14 protein-coding genes and 2 pseudogenes are annotated in these 17,318 nt (G+C 65.5%); 6 read left to right on the top strand and 10 right to left on the bottom strand.

Translation table 11 applies throughout. From position 1 onward, the window contains the following. Nucleotides 1–45: 45 nt before the first annotated feature. From betB to ACCQ06_RS18670, 6 genes are all read right to left on the bottom strand, one after another. Nucleotides 46–1,518, bottom strand: coding sequence for a betaine-aldehyde dehydrogenase (betB, locus tag ACCQ06_RS18695; protein WP_316688688.1), 1,473 nt, complete (start codon nucleotides 1,516–1,518; stop codon nucleotides 46–48). 38 nt (nucleotides 1,519–1,556) lie between these two features. After that, a complete protein-coding gene (gene betT, locus ACCQ06_RS18690; protein ID WP_316688687.1) occupies nucleotides 1,557–3,536 on the bottom strand; it encodes a choline BCCT transporter BetT in 1,980 nt (659 codons plus the stop codon). 134 nt (nucleotides 3,537–3,670) lie between these two features. Further along, nucleotides 3,671–4,408: an endonuclease/exonuclease/phosphatase family protein gene (locus ACCQ06_RS18685; RefSeq protein ID WP_228323638.1), complete on the bottom strand. Its 738-nt coding sequence runs from the start codon at nucleotides 4,406–4,408 to the stop codon at nucleotides 3,671–3,673. A 49-nt stretch (nucleotides 4,409–4,457) separates the two neighbouring features. Further along, nucleotides 4,458–5,270: a thiol:disulfide interchange protein DsbA/DsbL gene (locus ACCQ06_RS18680; RefSeq protein WP_228323521.1), complete on the bottom strand. Its 813-nt coding sequence runs from the start codon at nucleotides 5,268–5,270 to the stop codon at nucleotides 4,458–4,460. A gap of 90 nt (nucleotides 5,271–5,360) precedes the next feature. Next, entirely contained in the window at nucleotides 5,361–6,011 is a 651-nt protein-coding gene (locus ACCQ06_RS18675) for a thiol:disulfide interchange protein DsbA/DsbL (protein WP_104615382.1), read from the bottom strand. 96 nt (nucleotides 6,012–6,107) lie between these two features. Next, nucleotides 6,108–6,905 (bottom strand): c-type cytochrome, encoded by a 798-nt coding sequence (locus ACCQ06_RS18670; RefSeq protein ID WP_170068586.1) that lies wholly within the window; start codon nucleotides 6,903–6,905, stop codon nucleotides 6,108–6,110. A gap of 143 nt (nucleotides 6,906–7,048) precedes the next feature. Here ACCQ06_RS18670 and yihA point away from each other — a divergent pair, with 143 nt between their 5' ends. Both yihA and ACCQ06_RS18660 read left to right on the top strand, forming a co-directional pair. Further along, entirely contained in the window at nucleotides 7,049–7,672 is a 624-nt protein-coding gene (gene yihA, locus ACCQ06_RS18665) for a ribosome biogenesis GTP-binding protein YihA/YsxC (protein ID WP_104615381.1), read from the top strand. Nucleotides 7,673–8,008: 336 nt separating this feature from the next. Further along, nucleotides 8,009–9,373 (top strand): glutamate--cysteine ligase, encoded by a 1,365-nt coding sequence (locus ACCQ06_RS18660; RefSeq protein WP_104615380.1) that lies wholly within the window; start codon nucleotides 8,009–8,011, stop codon nucleotides 9,371–9,373. Between the two features lie 288 nt (nucleotides 9,374–9,661). Here the strand turns inward: ACCQ06_RS18660 and ACCQ06_RS18655 are convergent. From ACCQ06_RS18655 to ACCQ06_RS18645, 3 genes and pseudogenes are all read right to left on the bottom strand, one after another. After that, nucleotides 9,662–10,678: pseudogene (locus ACCQ06_RS18655) on the bottom strand (ATP-binding protein); the annotation flags it as partial. Nucleotides 10,679–10,806: 128 nt separating this feature from the next. After that, nucleotides 10,807–11,146, bottom strand: a pseudogene (locus ACCQ06_RS18650) (two-component sensor histidine kinase); the annotation flags it as partial. Beyond that, entirely contained in the window at nucleotides 11,143–11,862 is a 720-nt protein-coding gene (locus tag ACCQ06_RS18645) for a response regulator (protein WP_104615378.1), read from the bottom strand. The pseudogene ACCQ06_RS18650 and the gene ACCQ06_RS18645, both read right to left, overlap by 4 nt. Nucleotides 11,863–11,999: 137 nt before the next feature. On the opposite strand from ACCQ06_RS18645, the gene ACCQ06_RS18640 reads away from it, so the two are divergent. After that, on the top strand, nucleotides 12,000–13,100 hold the full coding sequence (locus ACCQ06_RS18640; protein ID WP_316688686.1) for a glycosyltransferase: 1,101 nt from the start codon (nucleotides 12,000–12,002) through the stop codon (nucleotides 13,098–13,100). Between the two features lie 310 nt (nucleotides 13,101–13,410). On the opposite strand, the gene ACCQ06_RS18635 is transcribed toward ACCQ06_RS18640, so the two are convergent. Beyond that, on the bottom strand, nucleotides 13,411–14,583 hold the full coding sequence (locus ACCQ06_RS18635; protein ID WP_316688685.1) for a TDT family transporter: 1,173 nt from the start codon (nucleotides 14,581–14,583) through the stop codon (nucleotides 13,411–13,413). Nucleotides 14,584–14,690: 107 nt separating this feature from the next. Between ACCQ06_RS18635 and ACCQ06_RS18630 the strand changes: the two genes are divergently transcribed. From ACCQ06_RS18630 to ACCQ06_RS18620, 3 genes are all read left to right on the top strand, one after another. Then, complete coding sequence (locus tag ACCQ06_RS18630) at nucleotides 14,691–15,605, top strand: LysR family transcriptional regulator (protein WP_316688684.1); 915 nt, start codon at nucleotides 14,691–14,693, stop codon at nucleotides 15,603–15,605. A 219-nt stretch (nucleotides 15,606–15,824) separates the two neighbouring features. Then, on the top strand, nucleotides 15,825–16,100 hold the full coding sequence (locus tag ACCQ06_RS18625) for a metal/formaldehyde-sensitive transcriptional repressor (RefSeq protein WP_046963271.1): 276 nt from the start codon (nucleotides 15,825–15,827) through the stop codon (nucleotides 16,098–16,100). 64 nt (nucleotides 16,101–16,164) lie between these two features. Continuing rightward, the gene (locus tag ACCQ06_RS18620) at nucleotides 16,165–17,274 is read left to right on the top strand and encodes an S-(hydroxymethyl)glutathione dehydrogenase/class III alcohol dehydrogenase (protein ID WP_104615373.1); all 1,110 of its coding nucleotides are present in this window, start codon (nucleotides 16,165–16,167) and stop codon (nucleotides 17,272–17,274) included. The last annotated feature ends 44 nt before the right edge of the window (nucleotides 17,275–17,318 follow it).

The following is a 17,318-nucleotide window of genomic DNA, read 5'->3' as shown; positions in this document are numbered from 1 at the left end:
GCAACGCACGCATTCATCGATCGCGTGCGTTGCGGCGTAGGCCGCTTAAAACACCGATCCGTAGCGTTCCAGCTCGACCTGGACCGACTTGGTGCGCGTATACGCCTGCAGGGTCGCCAGGCCATTTTCGCGCCCCACGCCGGACTGCTTGTAACCGCCCACCGGCATTGGCGCAGGCGACTCGCCCCAGGTATTGATCCAGCAGATGCCCGCTTCCAGGCGATGGATCAGCCGGTGCGCACGCGCCAGATCGGGCGTGACCACACCGGCGGCCAATCCGTAGGTTGTCGCATTGGCGCGGGTTAGCGCTTCGTCTTCGTCGTCGTAGGTGAGCAGGCTCAGCACCGGCCCGAAGATTTCCTCGCGCACGATCGTCATCACGTCGGTGCAATCGCTGAAGATCGTCGGTGCCACGTAATAGCCCTGCGCCAGCGCACCGTCGCGTAGCCGCTCGCCACCGCAGAGCAGGCGCGCGCCTTCGGCCTTGCCCTGGGCGATGTAGTCGAGCACGCGCTGCATATGCGCGGCGCTGACCATCGGCCCAAACGTCGTGCTCGTATCGAGCGGGTCGCCGATATGGATACGTTGCACGCGCGTCAGCAGCCGCGCTTCGAAGGCGGTGCGCAGCGCACGCGGCACGAACACGCGGGTACCGTTGGTGCACACCTGCCCGGAGCTGTAGAAGTTGGCCATCATCGCGATGTCGGCGGCCAGATCCAGATCGGCATCGGCGCACACGATCAACGGCGATTTGCCGCCCAGCTCCATGGTCACGTCTTTCAATGACGAACTCGATGCGCTGGCCATCACCTTGCGCCCGGTCGCGGTACCGCCGGTGAAGCTGATCTTTTCGATCTGCGGGTGTTCGGTGAGTGCGTTGCCTACGCTGGCGCCGTCGCCGGGCAGCACGTTGAACACACCATCGGGCAGGCCGGCTTCAGTGAAGATTTCGGCCAGCTTGAGTGCGGTAAGCGGCGTTACCTCGCTGGGTTTGAAGATCATTGCATTGCCAGCCGCCAGCGCGGGCGCGGCCTTCCACAGCGCGATCTGGATCGGGTAATTCCACGCGCCGATAGCGCCGACCACGCCTAGCGGCTCGTGCCGGGTGTAGAAGAAGCTGCCTTCGCGTAACGGCACTTGTGCACCTTGCAGCGCCTGCGACACGCCAGCGTAATACTCCAGCACGTCGGCACCGGTGACGATGTCCACGCTGCGCGTTTCGCTCAGCGGCTTGCCGGTGTTGAGCGTCTCCAGCTCGGCCAGTGCGTCGTTGCGCTCGCGCAGCAACGCCACCGCGCGCAGCAGGATGCGCGAGCGCTCCACCGTCGTCAGCGCGGCCCACACGCGTTGGCCGGCCTGGGCGCTATCGACCGCCGCGTCCAGATCGTCGGCGCCCGCGTTGTGCACGTTGGCCAACACCTCGCCGGTGGCAGGGTTGATCACTTCGAACGTGTGGCCGCCGCGGGCGGGAACATAACGGCCGCCGATGTACAGCAGCTGGTCGGGGAAACGTGGCATGACAAACCTCCTTGGGACGGTCGCCGCAGCGACGCAACTCAACGCGTGAGGTGCAAAAACTGCAGGTGACGCTCGTATTGATCGATGATGTCGTTGATGATTTGTTCGCGGCTGTAGCCGACCAGGTCGTAGTCCTGACTGCCTTCGTACAGATAGACTTCGGCGCGGTAATAGCGCTGGTTGCGCAAGCGCTGCGCCGCAAACGACGGGGTGAGATACCCGCGCATCACCACCTGGTAGCGGAAGCCTTGTTGTTCGCCGTGATCGACGCTGATTTCCATGTCGCCGTCGTCGATCCGGCTGCTGACGTTCCAGCCTTCTTCCTGCAACTGCGTGGTCACCGCCTCGATCGCCGGGCGCACCTGGTCGTGCATGAACCGGTAAACCTCATCGCGCGCCGGGAAGTGCATCGCCTGGCCCAGGCGCTGGCGCCAGCCACCGTGATGACGCGATTGCCCGATGAGCGGGCTGGGGCTGTAGAGTTGCGCACGTTTGCGCTGCGATTCTTCGCTCAGCGCGCGCGACAGACCCCATGCCATCAGCAGCAACACCGCAGAAAACGGCAGAGATGCCAATACCACTGCCGATTTCAGCGCGTCCATGCTACCGGCCAGCAATAAACCTGCAGTGACCACGGCGGTGAGCACGCCCCAGAACACGCGCAGCCAGCGCGGGCCGTCGTCGTGCGGCTCGCCACCGTGCGAGGACAGCGTGGACAGCACCACCGTGCCGGAGTCGGCCGAGGTGACAAAGAACACGAAGCTGATCGCCACCGTCACCGTGATCACGGTACGGCTCCACGGGTAGTTTTGCAGCAGCGAGTACAGCACCGTCTGCGGCGCATCGATGGCCTGTTGCGCCAATGCGCCCTGGCCATGATGGAGCAACTGATCCAGCGCGCTATTGCCGAAGATCGACAGCCACGCCAGGGTGAATCCCAGAGGGATCAGCAACACGCCCAGTACGAATTCGCGAATGGTGCGGCCGCGCGAGATGCGCGCGATGAACAAGCCGACGAAGGGTGCCCAGCCGATCCACCACGCCCAATAGAACACCGTCCAGTTGCCCAACCAGTCGGCACGGCCGCCATAGGCATAGACGTCGAAACTCTTGCCGACCACGCTGCCCAGGTAATCGCCCAGGTTCTGCATCAAGGCATTGAGCAGGTATTGCGTGGGGCCGGCAAACAGCATGAACAACAGCAGCGCGATCGCCAGCAGCATGTTGATGTCCGACATCCAGCGCACGCCTTTTTCCACGCCCGATACCGCCACCACAATCGCCGCGCCCATCATCGCCACGATCAGCGCGACCTGCACCCAATGCGTGTGCGGCACATCGAACAAGGTGCTCAGCCCGGCGTTGAGATGCAGCACGCCAAAGCCCATGTCGGCGCCGATGCCGAACACCGTCGCCACGATGCCCAGCGCATCCACGGTGTAGCCGATCGGCCCGTTGATGCGCTTGCCGATCAGTGGATACAGCGCCGAGCGCAAGGCCAGCGGCAGGTTGTGGCGAAAGGCGAAATACGCCAGCGCCATGGCCGCAAGCGCGAACACGCCCCAGCCGTGCAGGCCCCAATGCAGAAACAGCAACTGCATTGCCTGACGTGCGGACGCTTCACCGCTGCCGGTGCCGCCTTGAGGCGGCTGCAGATAATGGGTCAGCGGTTCGGAGACGCAGAAGAAGAACAGCGTGATGCTGATGCCGGCCGCGAACAACATGCCGGCCCAGGAGAGATAGCTGAATTCCGGCTCGTCGTGATCGGCGCCGAGCTTGATGTTGCCGTAGCTGGAGAGCGCAGTGCCCAGCACGAACACCAGATACAACGTCATCGCCAGCAGGTAGTACCAACCGACATTGCGCGAGGCCCAGTTCTGCGCATCCAGCAGCACGCGGCCTGCGTCCAGCGGAAACAGCGCAACCAGCAAGGCGAATGTGCACACCACCGTCGCTGCCAGCAAAAACACCGGCCGCAAGGTGCGCACCGGTAACGACTGCGGTTCGACTGCACTCATACCGACGCACTCATAGGATGCGTATCACGTGACGTGCTCCCAACGAAAAACCGCCTGCGTTATCGCACGGGCGGTGTCGAGGGGGTGTCGTCGGTCGAGTTCGCCAGTGCGAACCCGTCGGCACTTTGCGTGCGCTAGCGCAGCAACTGCAGCGGAACGCGGATATCCATACCCACTGCCAGGTGATCGGAGAACGCGGCAGGAATCGCTTCGGTGTGCTCGATCACCAGACTGTCGCTGACCAGGATATGGTCGATCGCCCGGTCCGGGCGCCAGCTTGGGAAGGTGTGCACCACGCAGCTCGGCGGCTGCAATCGCGTATGCCGATACAACGCCTGCATCTCTGGACGGTCGGCCACGCAGTTGAAGTCGCCCATCAGCATCGCGTTGGGATGCTCGGAGAGCAGCTCGGCGATGAAGGCCAATTGGGCCATGCGCGAATTGGCGCCCAGCGACAAATGCGCCACCGCCACCGCCAGCCCGTCGCTGCCTTGCCCGAACTTGGCCAGCAGGATGCCGCGTCCGCCGATGCGGCCGGGCAATGCATGGTCCTGGACTTCGAGCGGTTCCAGCTTGCTCAGCAAGCCGTTGGCGCTGGAGGCCACCCCGCCCATGCGGCGGTTGGGTTGGTGGCTCCAGTAATGGAAGCCGGCACGCTCGGCCAGATAGTGGGTCTGGTTGGTGAAGCCCGAGCGCAGGCTGCCCGGGTCGGCCTCCTGCAGGCCGACGATGTCGCGGTCGCCGGCCAGCTTGGCGATGCTGTCCAGGCTGGTGCGTTTGGCTCCCAGCGGTAACGCGTGCGACCAGCTGCGGGTCACATAATCGCTGTAACGGCGGGTGCTGGAGCCGGCCTGGATATTGGCGGTCAGCACCCGCAGGGTGCGCGAGTCCGAAGCGTTCACGATGCGGCGGTCGCCCGGCTCACTTGGCCAGGGTGGCGCGTTCGCGCGCGATCAGGTGATCGGCCACGCGCAGCATGTCCGGGAAGCTCTTGCCCTTGACCAGGTACTTGCCATTGACGATCAGCGACGGCGTGCCGGTGATCTGGCTACGGGTGGCGAACTGCTTGGCGCGGTTGGTCTTGGCCGAGACGCCGAAGCTGCTCATGGTGTCGATGAAGGTCTTCTGGTCCACGCCGTACTTGGCGTAGAACGCGGCGATGTCCTGCACCGAATCCTTGCCGCGCTCGCCCTTGAGGGTCTGGTCGACGTGGATGGCCTTGTACAGCGCTTCGTGGGTCTTTTCCTGCACGCCCAGGGTCTCGGCGGCGTAGAACGCACGCGCATAGTCATCCCACGGGCCACCGAACATCGCCGGCACGTAGACGAAATGCACGTCCGACGGCAGCCCGGCCTTCCACGGCCCGACCAGCGGTTGGAACGCATTGCAGGCCGGGCAGACATAGCCAAAGACTTCGGCCACTTCGATCTTGCCGGCGGCCTGCTGGTACGGCTGGCCTGCCTGGATGTCCACATAGTCGGTGCCGGCGACCGGCTCGGGGCCGTTCGGTGCGCGCGGAGCGGCACTGGGCGCGGCGGCCGGCGGCGCGGCGGCGCTTTCGCCAACCGCAGGCGGGGCGGCCGGATCGGTAGCCGGGGCAGCTGCAGGTGCAGGCTCCGTCTCGGCAGCCGGCGTTGCGGCGGCAGGTGCGGTGTCGGACGAGCCGTCCTGGGCCTTGCAGGCGACCAGGATCGGCAGCAGCGCCATCAGCGTCAGGGCGAAGCGGGTCTTCATCGGATTGGATCTCCAGCGTGGGGCGAGGAAAGGGCCGGACGGCCGCGGGGCGCATGATGCCACGGCGACCGTCGGTGGCGGTTACGCGGTTCAGCGCTTGGCAGGCGCGGCGTGCTCGCGGGCGATGAGGTAGTCGGCCACGCGCAGCATGTCCGGGTAATTGCGCGCGCCGATCAGGTAACGCCCGTTGACGATGATGGCCGGGGTGCCGGGCAGCTTGCTGCGCTTGGCGAAGTCGCGCGCGGCATCCAGCTTGGCGTCCACCGCCTGGCTCTTGTAGGTCTCGACGAAGCGCTGCTGCGGCACGCCGTAGTTGGCATAGAACGCAGCCAGTTCTTCCGGCGCCACGTTCTGGGTCGGCACGCTCTGTTTTTCGTGGATGGCATCGAACATGGCGCGGTGGCTGCGCTTGGCCACACCGAGGATGTCGGCGGCGAAGTACGCGCGCGCAAACGTGTCCCAGAACCCGCCGAAAGCGGCCGGCACCGGGGTGAAGCGCACGTAGGACGGTTGCTTGGCCGCCCAGGCTTCCAGCGTCGGCTCGAAGTGCGCGCAATGCGGGCAGGTGTAGCCGAACACTTCCACCACTTCGACCTTGCCGGCCAGTGGCGCATACGGCTGGCCACCGTCGATCAGGGTGTAGTCCTCGCCTTCGACCGGCGGCGCCGTCTTGTCGGCGGCGCAGGCCGCCAGTGGCACCAGGATCAACAACAGCAGGGACAGGCGGGAAAGCAGATTCATGCAGGCTCCGTGGGGATCTAAAGAGGGGGGCGGGAAACGACGACGCCGGTCGCGGGACCGGCGTCGTGACACGGTGGGGCAGGTGGGCGCCTCAACTCATGAGCGCGCCGGTGTGCCGGCAGGCGTCTGTGCAGCGGCGGCATCGTCGGCGCGGTCGTGCAGGCCTTGCAGATAGCTGGACAGCGCCTGGATCTCCTGCTCGCTCAGCGGGCGTGCCACCTGCGCCATGATATTGAACAGCGCCGGATTGCGCTCCTGGGTGGTGCCGGCCTGGTAGTCCTTCAGGCGCCGCGCCACGTAGTCGGCATGCTGGCCGCCCAGGCGCGGATACGCCGGGCCCGGATTGCCGCCGCCGGATGGGCCGTGGCACGCCATGCAGGCCGGCACGCCACGCGCGATGTCGCCACCGCGGTAGAGCTTTTCGCCGACCTCGTAGAACTTCATGCCCTGATACGGGCCCTCGGCGATCACTGCGTCGTCGGCGACCCCGGCGGATGCCTTCTGGGTGGCGAAGTAGGCGCCCAGGTCGCGCATGTCCTGCGCGGTGAGGTCCTTGACGAACGGCACCATCACCGCCGACATCCCGGTATTGCGCTCGCCGCTGGCGATCAGGGCCACCTGATGCGCCACATAGCGCTCGGTTTGCCCGGCGATGCGCGGGTACATCGCCACCGCCGGATTGCCGTCCGGGCCGTGGCAGGCTGCGCAGGCGGCCGCCTTGGCCTGGCCGGCCTTGGCATCGCCCCAGGTGGTCTTGGCCAGATCCACCTCCAGCGGCGCAACGCGCACAGGCGGTGGATCGGGGATCGGCGTGACCGCCGATTGCGCAAACGCCACGGCGGCAATGACCGGCACGGCGAGGGCGGTGAGGACTAGCACACGAGCATGGCGCATCAGCTAAAGCTCCGTATGGACCCGGCCCGCGCGCGTTGGGTGCTGGCAGTGGCAGGCATGCTTCGATTATCGACACGCCTTTGCGCCAGGGTCAACGAACAGTGCAGCAAAACCGCCGGGCCCGAACGTGCGATCCTAGTGAGATGTCGCTCCTTATCGAACAAGCCCGCTACCACCTGTCCGCCCATAACGCCCGGCAATTGCCCGACGATGGCGGTTACGAGGTGGCCTTCGCCGGCCGCTCCAACGCCGGAAAATCCAGCGCACTCAATGCGCTGACCCGCCAGAACGCGCTCGCCCGCGTGTCCAAGACCCCGGGCCGCACCCAGCAGCTGGTGTTCTTCCAGATCCAGCCCGAGCGCTATCTGGTGGATCTGCCCGGTTACGGCTACGCCAAGGTGCCGCAGGACCTGCAGGCGCACTGGCAGGCCTTCATCGACCGCTATTTCCGCACCCGCGAGGCGCTGCGCGGCCTGGTGGTGGTGATGGACATCCGCCATCCGCTCAAGGATTACGACCTGCAGATGCTCGGTTACGCCGCCGAACGCGGACTGCCCGCGCACGGCTTGTTGACCAAGGCCGACAAGCTCGGCCGTGGCCAGCAGATGCAGACCCTGCAGAAGGTCAAGAAGGAAGTGACCTCGCGCTTCGGCGACAGCGTGACCGTGCAGACCTACTCCGGCGAATCGCGCCAGGGCGTGGACGAATTGCGCGGCATTGTCGGCGGCTGGCTGGGCCTGGGTGTGGAAACGCCCGTCGTCGAGTGATGCCTGGCGGCCGTTATGGCCGCGTCCTTTTGATGCGATGCAAGAAGGCGAGCCAGTGCTCGCCGTCCTCGTGTGTGCCGGTCGGTACGGGCCGGTCGGCAGCCAGGGTCGACCGGTGTACCGGTTGCGGCCGCCTGATCGCAACAGGTGTGGCGGCGGAAGCGTTGACTGCTGAGATGCGCACTGCGGCACATCCTGCGGCGTGCGCATGGATGGAAATCTCAGACCCGGCTGATGGCGGCAATACTTGCATGCCCTACGGGTATAGTGCGGGCCTTGCGGTGGCCGGGGAGTATCCCCACATCGTCCCACCCCTTCACGTTTGCGAGCCTGCCCTTGTCGAGTCCCAGCCACGTTGCCGAAACGCCGATCACCGAACGCGCGGAACTGGTCCAGGTGCTCGCCTCCGGCGAGAAGCCCAGCGCGGACTGGCGGATCGGGACCGAGCACGAGAAGTTCGGCTTCCAGCTCGATGATCTGCGCGCGCCCACTTTCGAAGGCGCGCGTGGCATTCAAGCCTTGCTGACCGGGTTGACCCGGTTCGGCTGGGAGCCGGTGCAGGAAAACGGCCACACCATCGCGCTGCTGCGCGACGGCGCCTCGGTGACGCTGGAGCCGGCTGGCCAGCTGGAATTGTCCGGCGCGGCGGTGGAAACCCTGCATGACACCTGCGTGGAAACCGGCACCCATCTGGACGAAGTGGCCCAGGTCGCCGGCGAGTTGCAGCTTGGGTTCCTGGGCATGGGCTTCCAGCCCAAGTGGCGGCGCGACCAGATGCCGTGGATGCCCAAGGGCCGCTACCAGATCATGAAGAACTACATGCCCAAGGTCGGCTCGCTCGGCCTGGACATGATGACGCGCACCTGCACGGTGCAGGTCAATCTGGATTACGCCACCGAAGCGGACATGGTGCAGAAGTTCCGCGTGTCGCTGGCGTTGCAGCCGATCGCCACCGCCTTGTTCGCCGATTCGCCGTTCACCGAGGGCAAGCCCAACGGCTACCTGAGCTATCGCTCGCACATCTGGACCGACACCGACGCCGATCGCACCGGCATGCTGGATTTCGTGTTCGAAGACGGTTTCAGCTACGAGCGCTACGTCGATTACCTGCTCGATGTGCCGATGTATTTTTCGTATCGCAACGGCGTCTATGTCGATGCCAGCGGGCAGAGCTTCCGCGATTTCATGCAAGGCAAGCTGCCGGCATTGCCGGGTGCGTTGCCGACGCTGCGCGACTGGTCGGACCACATGACCACCGCGTTTCCCGAAGTGCGCCTGAAGAAGTATCTGGAAATGCGTGGCGCCGATGCCGGCCCGTGGAATCGCCTGTGCGCGCTGTCGGCGTTCTGGGTGGGGCTGTTGTACGACCAGACCGCGCTCGATGCGGCCTGGGACCTGGTCAAGGATTTCAGCCCCACCGAACGTCACGCCTTGCGCGACGGCGTACCCAAGCACGCGCTGGGCCTGCCATTCCGCAACGGCACCGTGCGCGATCTGGCGGTGGAGGCGGTCAACATCGCCCGCGAAGGCCTGCGCCGGCGCGCGCGCTTGAATGGCGATGGCCAGGACGAAACCGGCTTTGTCGACGTGATCGCCGAGATCGCCGAGAGCGGCGTTACCGCTGCCGAGCGCAAGCTGGCGCTGTATCACGGCGCATGGAACGGCGATATCGACCGCGTCTTCCGCGAGTTTGCGTACTGAGGAAGCGATTAGCCGAACGCACCGTGATGCGGCGCGTTTTGCTGTGCGTGGATGCGTATGCGGCGAGTTGTCGGTGATGCAGCCTTGATTGCGCGGCTTCCACCCTGGCGCCCTGATGCGCACGGTCGGCCGCAGTCTCGGTTTGGTTTGCCGATGAGTGCGTTACCGGCACTGGATCAGCGCGATGGCGGGCCAGCTGGCGGACTGCGTTGCGCCGCAAGGCGTGCGACGCGGCCGCTATTGGCCTTGTGCCTTGATCGCATATTCCCCGCCGGCTGCTGTCTGCGCTCAGCGCCGCTCCGGCATGCACGGCAGGCGTACTGTCACGCGCAGGCCGCCTGCCGTGCGATTGTCCAGGCGCAGGTCGCCGCCATGCGCCAGCACGATGCTATGGGTGACCGACAAGCCCAGGCCGATGCCACCGGTGCCACGATTGCGCGAAGACTCGCCACGCACGAACGGCAGTAGCAGTTGTTCGCGCTGGCTGGGGTCGATGCCGGGGCCGTCATCGTCGATCCACAGCACGCCATCCTCGCCATCGCGGGTGAGCTGCAGGCGCGCGCACTTGCCGTATTTCAGGGCGTTTTCGAGCAGATTCATTACCGCGCGGCGCAAGGCCAGCGGGTCGCCATCCAGGGTGATGGTCGGGCCGGGCAGCAGCACTGCGTCGGCGCCGATATCGGTGGCGTTGTCGACCACACTCTCCACCAGCAAGCGCAGATCCAGCGGCGCGCGTTCGCCGCGATGGCGGTCGTTCTGGATGAAGTCCAGCGCCGCGGAAATCATCGCCTTCATCTCGTCGATATCGGCCAGCGCCTTTTCGCGCAGCGGCGGTTGCAGGTCGTCCAGTCGAAACGACAACCGCGCCAGCGGGGTGCGCAGGTCGTGCGCGATGGCCGCCACCATATGGGTGCGCTCGTTGATCAGCCGGTTCAGGCGCGCCTGCATCGCATTGAACGAATCGGCGGCGCGGACGATTTCCGGTGGGCCGCTGCGTTGCAGTGCGGCGGCGTGGGGATTGCGGCCCAGCCGGTCGGCGGCTTCGGCAAAGCGCTTGATCGGCGCCGACAGCGCGCGCGAGAACCACCATGCCAGCGGCCCGTTGGCGAGCAGGCCGGCCAGGAACAACAGCACGATATGGGTCTTGAATTCGGCCGACAGCCGCCGCCGCGGCGATTCCACCGTGCGCCAGCGGCCATCGGGCTGCTGCAGTGCGGCGGTGAAGCCATCCAGCAGCGGCACGCCGGGTGTCAGGCGTTCGCTTTCCCAGTCATCGGGGGCCTGATCCGGGCGCAGCCCGTTGCCGAACGGCGAGTCGCCGGCGTTGCGGTCGGACGCCCAGTCGGGCGACATCCGTTGCCGGCCGTCGCTGCCTGTGGCATCGGTGGCGTGCAGCTGGCCGGGCAGATGCCGCGGTCGGTCGGCGGCCAGTCGCGGGCTTTCGCGGTCGTCGGCACTGCGATAGAACCGCACGCGCTGCGCATCGACATCCAGCCAGTGCGCCAGCAGCATTTCCGCGAAGGCATCGCGCACCTGGCCGGGCGGTGCGGACGGCGGCTGCGCGCCGTCGTGCACCTTCAGGGTCTGGGTGCCGGCGGGCATGCGCGTGGACAGCAGCGCCACCACTTCCGGCGGGTGCACCGGCGGCTCGTAGACAGGGGTGCGCATCACCAGCAGGGCGATGCCGATGACCTGGGCGGTGAGCAGGGCCACCGCCAGCAGGACGAACGTGCGGGCAAAGATCGACAGCCCGCGACGTGCCGGTTTGCTCACAGACGCGAGACGCCCGGCAGCAGCATGTAGCCTTCGTTGCGTACGGTGCGAATCAACTCGGTATGGACGCGCTCATTGATCTTGCGGCGCAGGCGGCTGATCTGGCTGTCGATGGCGCGGTCGTAGACGTTGGTATCGCGGCCGCGTGCGTAGTCCAGCAGCTGGTCGCGGCTGAGCACGCGTTGCGGATGCTCGACGAAGGTGCGCAGCAACGCGAATTCGCCGTCGGAGAGATTGATGAAGATGCCGGTGGGGTCGCGCAGGTCGCGGCGCACCACGTCCAGCCGCCAGCCGGCGAATTCGTAGACGTTTCCGCGCTGGTCGGCCTGCTCGTTGCTGGCCTGGCTGCGGCGCAGCAAGGCGCGCACCCGCGCCAGCAGTTCGCGCGGGTTGCAGGGTTTGGCCAGGTAGTCGTCGGCGCCCACTTCCAGGCCGATGATGCGGTCGGTATCGTTGCCCAGCGCACTGAGCATGATGACTGCCGGCGAACCGCGTTCGCTGGCCAGGGCGCGCGCTGCGCTCAGCCCATCTTCTCCCGGCATCATCACGTCGAGTACGATGAGGTCCGGACGGCGCTGCGCCATGCGCGTGCGCATGTCCGCCACGTTTTCGGCAACGTCCACCTGGTACCCGTGGGCGCTCAGAAATTCGCCGATGAGCTTGCGCAGGTCCGGGTCGTCGTCGACCACAAGAACGCAGGGTTGTTGCATATCCATGGAGGTCATCGTCGGTGGCGCGGAGGTTGGCCCGCGCAGGGTGGTGGCTACCGGATACATGGTGCTCGCAGTTGCAAGGCTGGAACACACATCATAATGATCAAATTTGTCAATTATTGGCACACGTGCAAGGCAACATGACGGGACGGGACATCACGCAGGACACCATCGCTTCGACACTGCGCCATCCCGATGGCGGGTGCGTGCATGACAAGGCGTTTCCGATGATGCGGGTGATCAGCCGCGATAACGGCGTGGGCCTGACCCGCGACATGGTACTGATGGCGCAGACCCTGCGCGCCGGCGGCGTGCCCGTGCAGGAGCTGGGGTTCACCAGCCAGCGGTTGCAGGACACCGGACGCGAGGTGCGCTTGTGGGCCAGTCGCGCGCTGTTCGGGCGGGTGCCGGTGCAGATTTTTTCCGAGCGCGTGTATGCGCGCTGCCTGCCGCTGGGGCAGATCAACCTGCTGGTGCCCAATCCGGAATGGCTGCTGCCCAAATGGCTGCCGTTGCTGCCGAAATTCGACGCGGTGCTGTGCAAGACCCACCATGCCGAGCGGATTTTCCAGAGCCTGGGCTGCACCACGCGTTTCATCGGCTTTACCAGTCCGGATCGCTACGACGCCCGGGTGCCGCGCCAGCGGGCCTTTTTTCATCTGGCCGGGCGCAGTACCGCCAAGGGCACCCGCGTGCTGCTGGACACCTGGAAGCAGCATCCGGAGTGGCCGCTGCTGACGGTGGTGCAGAGTCCGCGGACCGCCGGCAAGCCGGTGGTGGCGCCGAATATCGATCACCGCGTGCGCTATCTCGACGATGCGGAATTGCGGCGGCTGCAGAATGCGCATCTTTTCCACCTCTGTCCTTCCGAGGCCGAAGGCTTCGGCCACTACCTGATGGAAGCGCTGAGCGTGGGGGCGGTGACCTTGGCCACCGATGGCGAGCCGATGAACGAGCTGGTCAGGCCGGAGCATGGTGTGCTGATTCCGGTGGGAGACGTGCGCCAGCGGCGCCTGGCGTCGTATTACTACGTGGACGCAGCGGGAATCGCGCAAGCGGTGGAGGCTGCGCTTGCGATGCCGCAGGCCGCAGTGGATGCGCTCTCTGCCAATGCGCGTGCGTTCTATCAGGCCAACGATGCCGCATTTGCAGCGCGCTTTTGCAGCGCGGTACTGGCGTCGCTGCCGGACCATGCGCCGCAACACGCTGTGGGCATTGCGCCGGTCGTGGTCGATCGTTGATGGGTTGATGCGCCTGGCCGCGCCTGCGGTCGTGCATGACTTGGTCCCGCCACCGGTTGGTGCCAAAAAGCGCTAGCGCATCTTGGTCTCGCATGGTTTCAGGCAAACGTTGCTGCCGACAGGGCGCAGCGGTATTGGCGTTGTGCCGTTCACTTTAGTTGCTCAATGTTGCGCTGATGGGCCTGCTCGGTACGCAGAGTCATGGCGCCGACTGCATGCGATGCACATCGAGTAGTCGCCGGCTGGTTAGAGCGCAGCGGTGCCGGAATCCAATGGCAACGAATCGATCAAGCACTCTTGACTGCACCGCTCACCGCGCAGTCGTTTCGCTGTGCAGTGCCGCAATGCAGGGCGACACGAACAGGTTGCCGCGATATGCGCCTGCCAGGGTCCTGGCCGCGACGACTGCCCAGACCACGCCAAGCACGGCCACCAGCGCGACGCCTAGCATATTGAAGAACAGTAGCTGCACTAGCGCGCCAAGTTTCAAGGTGGCCACGGCGTAGACGCCAAGTGGAAAGGTAAAGCCCCACCAGCCCAGATTGAATGGCACCTCGGCACGGAAATAGCGCGCGGTGATCAGCACCGACAGCAGCAGCCACCAGGCGCCCAGACCCCAGAACAGCACGCCGCCGATCACGCCGATGCCCGCGGCGATGTGCCCGAGCTCGGCCAGCCCGTGTGCGGCGAAGATCGCCGGGGCGTTGGCGCCCATCACCAGCATGCCCAGCGCACCGGTGCCGATCGGGCCGAGCGACAACCAGCTCGATGCCGCCATATTGGCCGGCGGCAATTGATGCAAGGCCATGCGCAACAGCAGGATGACCAGGATGCTCATCGCCACCGGCACCGAATACGCCCACAACGCATAGCTGGCGATCAGCACCGCGAACCGCGTGCCCGCATCGGCAAGGTGCGGAGCCAGCAACCCGCCGCTGGCCGCTGCCACTTCGGCGGCCACCACCGGCAACAGCCACACCGCGGTCATCTGCTCGATGCGGTGCTGCTGCCGGGTGAACATCAAATACGGCACGCCCACTCCGCAGGCCACTGCCATTGCCACGTCCACCCACCACAAGGCCTCGGCCAGCGGCAACACAGCGCTGCCCCAACGTGGCACGCCGTAGAGCAACAGACCGTTGATGATGGTCGCCAGGCCCATCGGGATGGTGCCCAGGAACATCGAGGCGCTGGCGTGCGCGAAGATCCGTTTGGCTTCATCGAAGAACAGTACCCAACGCGAGGCATACAGCAGCGCGAAGACGACAAACAGCGCAACGTTGAACATCCACAGGCGCTCGCCGACCACCGCCAAGCCTGGAACGTGCCACGGCAGTTGACCGAGCGCCAACGCGAAAATGCCGGTGCCCATGGTGGCAGCGAACCAGTTCGGGGTGAACTGGCGGATGACCTCGCGCGGGTCGGACAACGCCTTGAAGGGGCGCAGCCTTTGGATGACGGGCAGTGCAGTCGCAGTGGACATGGCGGTGGGTGGCACGTTGGAGAGGACAGTGGCATCAGTGTCGAGCGATAGGACGTAGCTGTAAAACGGGTAATATCGCTATCAGATACTTGTAAAGCAGGTAAATCGTGCGCCTGACGTTGCGGCAACTGCAGATCTTTTGCGCCATCGCCCAACATGGCAGCACCACCAGCGCCGGGTTGGCGGTGGCGTTGTCGCAGTCGGCCACCAGTGCAGCGCTCAATGAGCTGGAGCATGCGTTGGGGACGCAGTTGTTCGATCGCGTCGGCAAACGTTTGGTGCTCAACGATGTGGGCACGGCGCTGGTGCCGCAGGCGCGCAAGCTGCTCGATGGCGCGCAGCAGATCGAGGCGGGATTCGAACCGGGTGCTGCGTCTTCTACAGCTCGCTTGAAGATCGGTTGCAGCACGACAATCGGCAATCATGTGTTGCCGCTGGTGCTGCATGCGCTACGCAAGCAGGCGCCAGCGCTGCGCGTGGATATGGAAAGTGCCAATAGCAGCGCGATCGCGCGCAAGGTGGCCAACTTCGAGCTGGACATAGGCTTGATCGAAGGGCCTTGTCATCTGCCGGAACTGCGTGCCGAGCCGTGGCTGGTGGACGAGTTGCTGGTCGTGGTCGGTCGGCGGCATGCGTTGGCCAAGCAGACCAAGGTCACGTTGGCCGACCTGCGCGACGCCGACTGGCTATTGCGCGAGCCGGGCTCCGGTACGCGTGAAGAGGTCGAGCAGCTGCTGCTGCGGCATCTGCATGCGTTGTCCGATACGCGGCAGATCGGCAGCTCGGAAGCGATCAAGAACATGGTGGTGCACGGGCTGGGGGTGAGTTGCCTATCGCGCTGGGTGGTGGATGAGCTGGTCGCAACGAAGAAGTTGAAGCCGTTGACCGGTGGGCTGCCGCGACTGACCCGGCGGTTTTTTCTGGTCGCCCATCGCGACAAGTTTTTTTCGCCCGCTCTCGAGCGCTTTCACGCCACCTGCCTGCAATTCAAGCGCGAGCGCGAGCAGCGCTCGCAACGTTAGCCGCGAGTACGCCACGCTGCGCAATCGCTTGCGGCAATGCAGCAGGATGATGCGCGCAGCAAGGCCTGGATGTGACGCGAAGGCAGGGCGACGATGATGTGAGCGCGGTCACTTTCTGTTTGCGTGCAGCGTGTGTATCGACTGCTCGACAGCCCTCGGCATCGCTTTTTCCATACAGATGCCTATACTGCCCCCCAGTATCTTGGGTCGAGGGCCGGCATGCCGCATTCGCCGCTGGAAAAGAAACGCGCACTGGCGCGAGTACGGCGGTTGCGGGGGCAGTGCGACGCACTTGAGCGTGCGTTGCAATCGGGCGCAGACTGCGCCCCGGTGCTACAGCAGATCGCCGCGATCCGGGGGGCCGTCAATGGGTTGATGTCGCAGGTGCTTGAAGCGCATATCCGTGAAGACTTCGGACATGCTGCTGCGTCCGATGCGCAACGCGCCGAGCGGGTACAGGACCTGCTCGGCCTGGTCCGGTCTTACCTCAAATGAACTCCCACCGGGCCGGCGCATGCCGCGCCCGTCCTCGAACATCCTCGTCAGGAGCGCTATCCCAATGAAATCCCGTGCAGCAGTCGCATTCGGACCCGGCAAGCCGCTGGAAATCGTCGAGATCGACGTCGCACCGCCGAAGGCCGGCGAAGTGCTGGTCCGCATCACCCACACCGGCGTGTGCCATACCGATGCCTTCACGCTGTCCGGCGATGACCCGGAAGGTATCTTCCCGTCGGTGCTGGGCCACGAAGGCGGCGGCATCGTCGAGCAGATCGGCGAAGGCGTGACCAGCGTCAAGGTCGGCGACCACGTGATCCCGCTGTACACGGCCGAATGCCGCAAGTGCAAATTCTGTCTATCCGGCAAGACCAACCTGTGTCAGGCGGTGCGTGCCACGCAGGGCAAGGGCCTGATGCCGGACGGCACCACGCGCTTCTCCTACAACGGCGAGCCGATCTTCCACTACATGGGCTGCAGCACCTTCAGCGAATACACCGTGGTGCCGGAAATCTCGCTGGCGGTGGTCAATCCCGAAGCGCCGTTGGAAAAGGTCTGCCTGCTCGGCTGCGGCGTCACCACCGGCATCGGCGCGGTGCACAACACCGCCAAGGTCAAGCCGGGCGAAAGCGTGGCCGTGTTCGGCTTGGGCGGCATTGGTCTTGCGGTCATCCAGGGTGCGGTGCAGGCCAAGGCCGGGCGCATCCTGGCCATCGATACCAACCCGGGCAAGTTCGACCTGGCGCGCAGCATGGGCGCCACCGATTGCATCAACCCGAAGGACTACGACAAGCCGATCCAGGAAGTGATCGTGGAGTTGACCGATGGCGGCGTGGATTTCAGCTTCGAGTGCATCGGCAACGTCAACGTGATGCGTTCGGCGCTGGAGTGCTGCCACAAGGGCTGGGGCGAGAGCGTCATCATCGGCGTGGCCGGCGCCGGCCAGGAAATCAGCACCCGTCCGTTCCAACTGGTCACCGGCCGCGTGTGGCGCGGCAGCGCCTTCGGTGGCGTCAAGGGGCGCACGCAATTGCCGGGCATGGTGGAGCAGTCGATGAAGGGCGAGATCGATCTCGATCCGTTCATCACCCACACCATGCCGCTGGAAGAGATCAACGAGGCCTTCGACCTGATGCATGAAGGCAAGTCGATCCGTACCGTGATTCATTTCTGACCACACGGCCAGGAGCGGCGCGCGGCCGCTTCCGCGCACGTGGG

Origin of the sequence: Xanthomonas sp. NCPPB 4467 (assembly GCF_041475665.2) — a bacterium.
In the GTDB taxonomy this organism is placed as follows: Bacteria; Pseudomonadota; Gammaproteobacteria; order Xanthomonadales; family Xanthomonadaceae; genus Xanthomonas; species Xanthomonas dyei.
The sequence above is the reverse complement of the archived record's forward strand: the minus strand, read 5'-3'. Positions and strand labels throughout refer to the sequence as shown.

Bases quoted from the DNA above. Each gene is read 5' to 3' on its own strand.
- ACCQ06_RS18645 (WP_104615378.1), bottom strand. From the start codon at position 11,862: ATGGATATGCAACAACCCTGCGTTCTTGTGGTCGACGACGACCCGGAC.
- ACCQ06_RS18670 (WP_170068586.1), bottom strand. From the start codon at position 6,905: ATGCGCCATGCTCGTGTGCTAGTCCTCACCGCCCTCGCCGTGCCGGTC.
- ACCQ06_RS18620 (WP_104615373.1), top strand. From the start codon at position 16,165: ATGAAATCCCGTGCAGCAGTCGCATTCGGACCCGGCAAGCCGCTGGAA.
- yihA (WP_104615381.1), top strand. From the start codon at position 7,049: ATGTCGCTCCTTATCGAACAAGCCCGCTACCACCTGTCCGCCCATAAC.
- ACCQ06_RS18640 (WP_316688686.1), top strand. From the start codon at position 12,000: ATGACGGGACGGGACATCACGCAGGACACCATCGCTTCGACACTGCGC.
- betB (WP_316688688.1), bottom strand. From the start codon at position 1,518: ATGCCACGTTTCCCCGACCAGCTGCTGTACATCGGCGGCCGTTATGTT.
- ACCQ06_RS18635 (WP_316688685.1), bottom strand. From the start codon at position 14,583: ATGTCCACTGCGACTGCACTGCCCGTCATCCAAAGGCTGCGCCCCTTC.
- ACCQ06_RS18680 (WP_228323521.1), bottom strand. From the start codon at position 5,270: ATGAAGACCCGCTTCGCCCTGACGCTGATGGCGCTGCTGCCGATCCTG.
- ACCQ06_RS18625 (WP_046963271.1), top strand. From the start codon at position 15,825: ATGCCGCATTCGCCGCTGGAAAAGAAACGCGCACTGGCGCGAGTACGG.
- betT (WP_316688687.1), bottom strand. From the start codon at position 3,536: ATGAGTGCAGTCGAACCGCAGTCGTTACCGGTGCGCACCTTGCGGCCG.
- ACCQ06_RS18675 (WP_104615382.1), bottom strand. From the start codon at position 6,011: ATGAATCTGCTTTCCCGCCTGTCCCTGCTGTTGTTGATCCTGGTGCCA.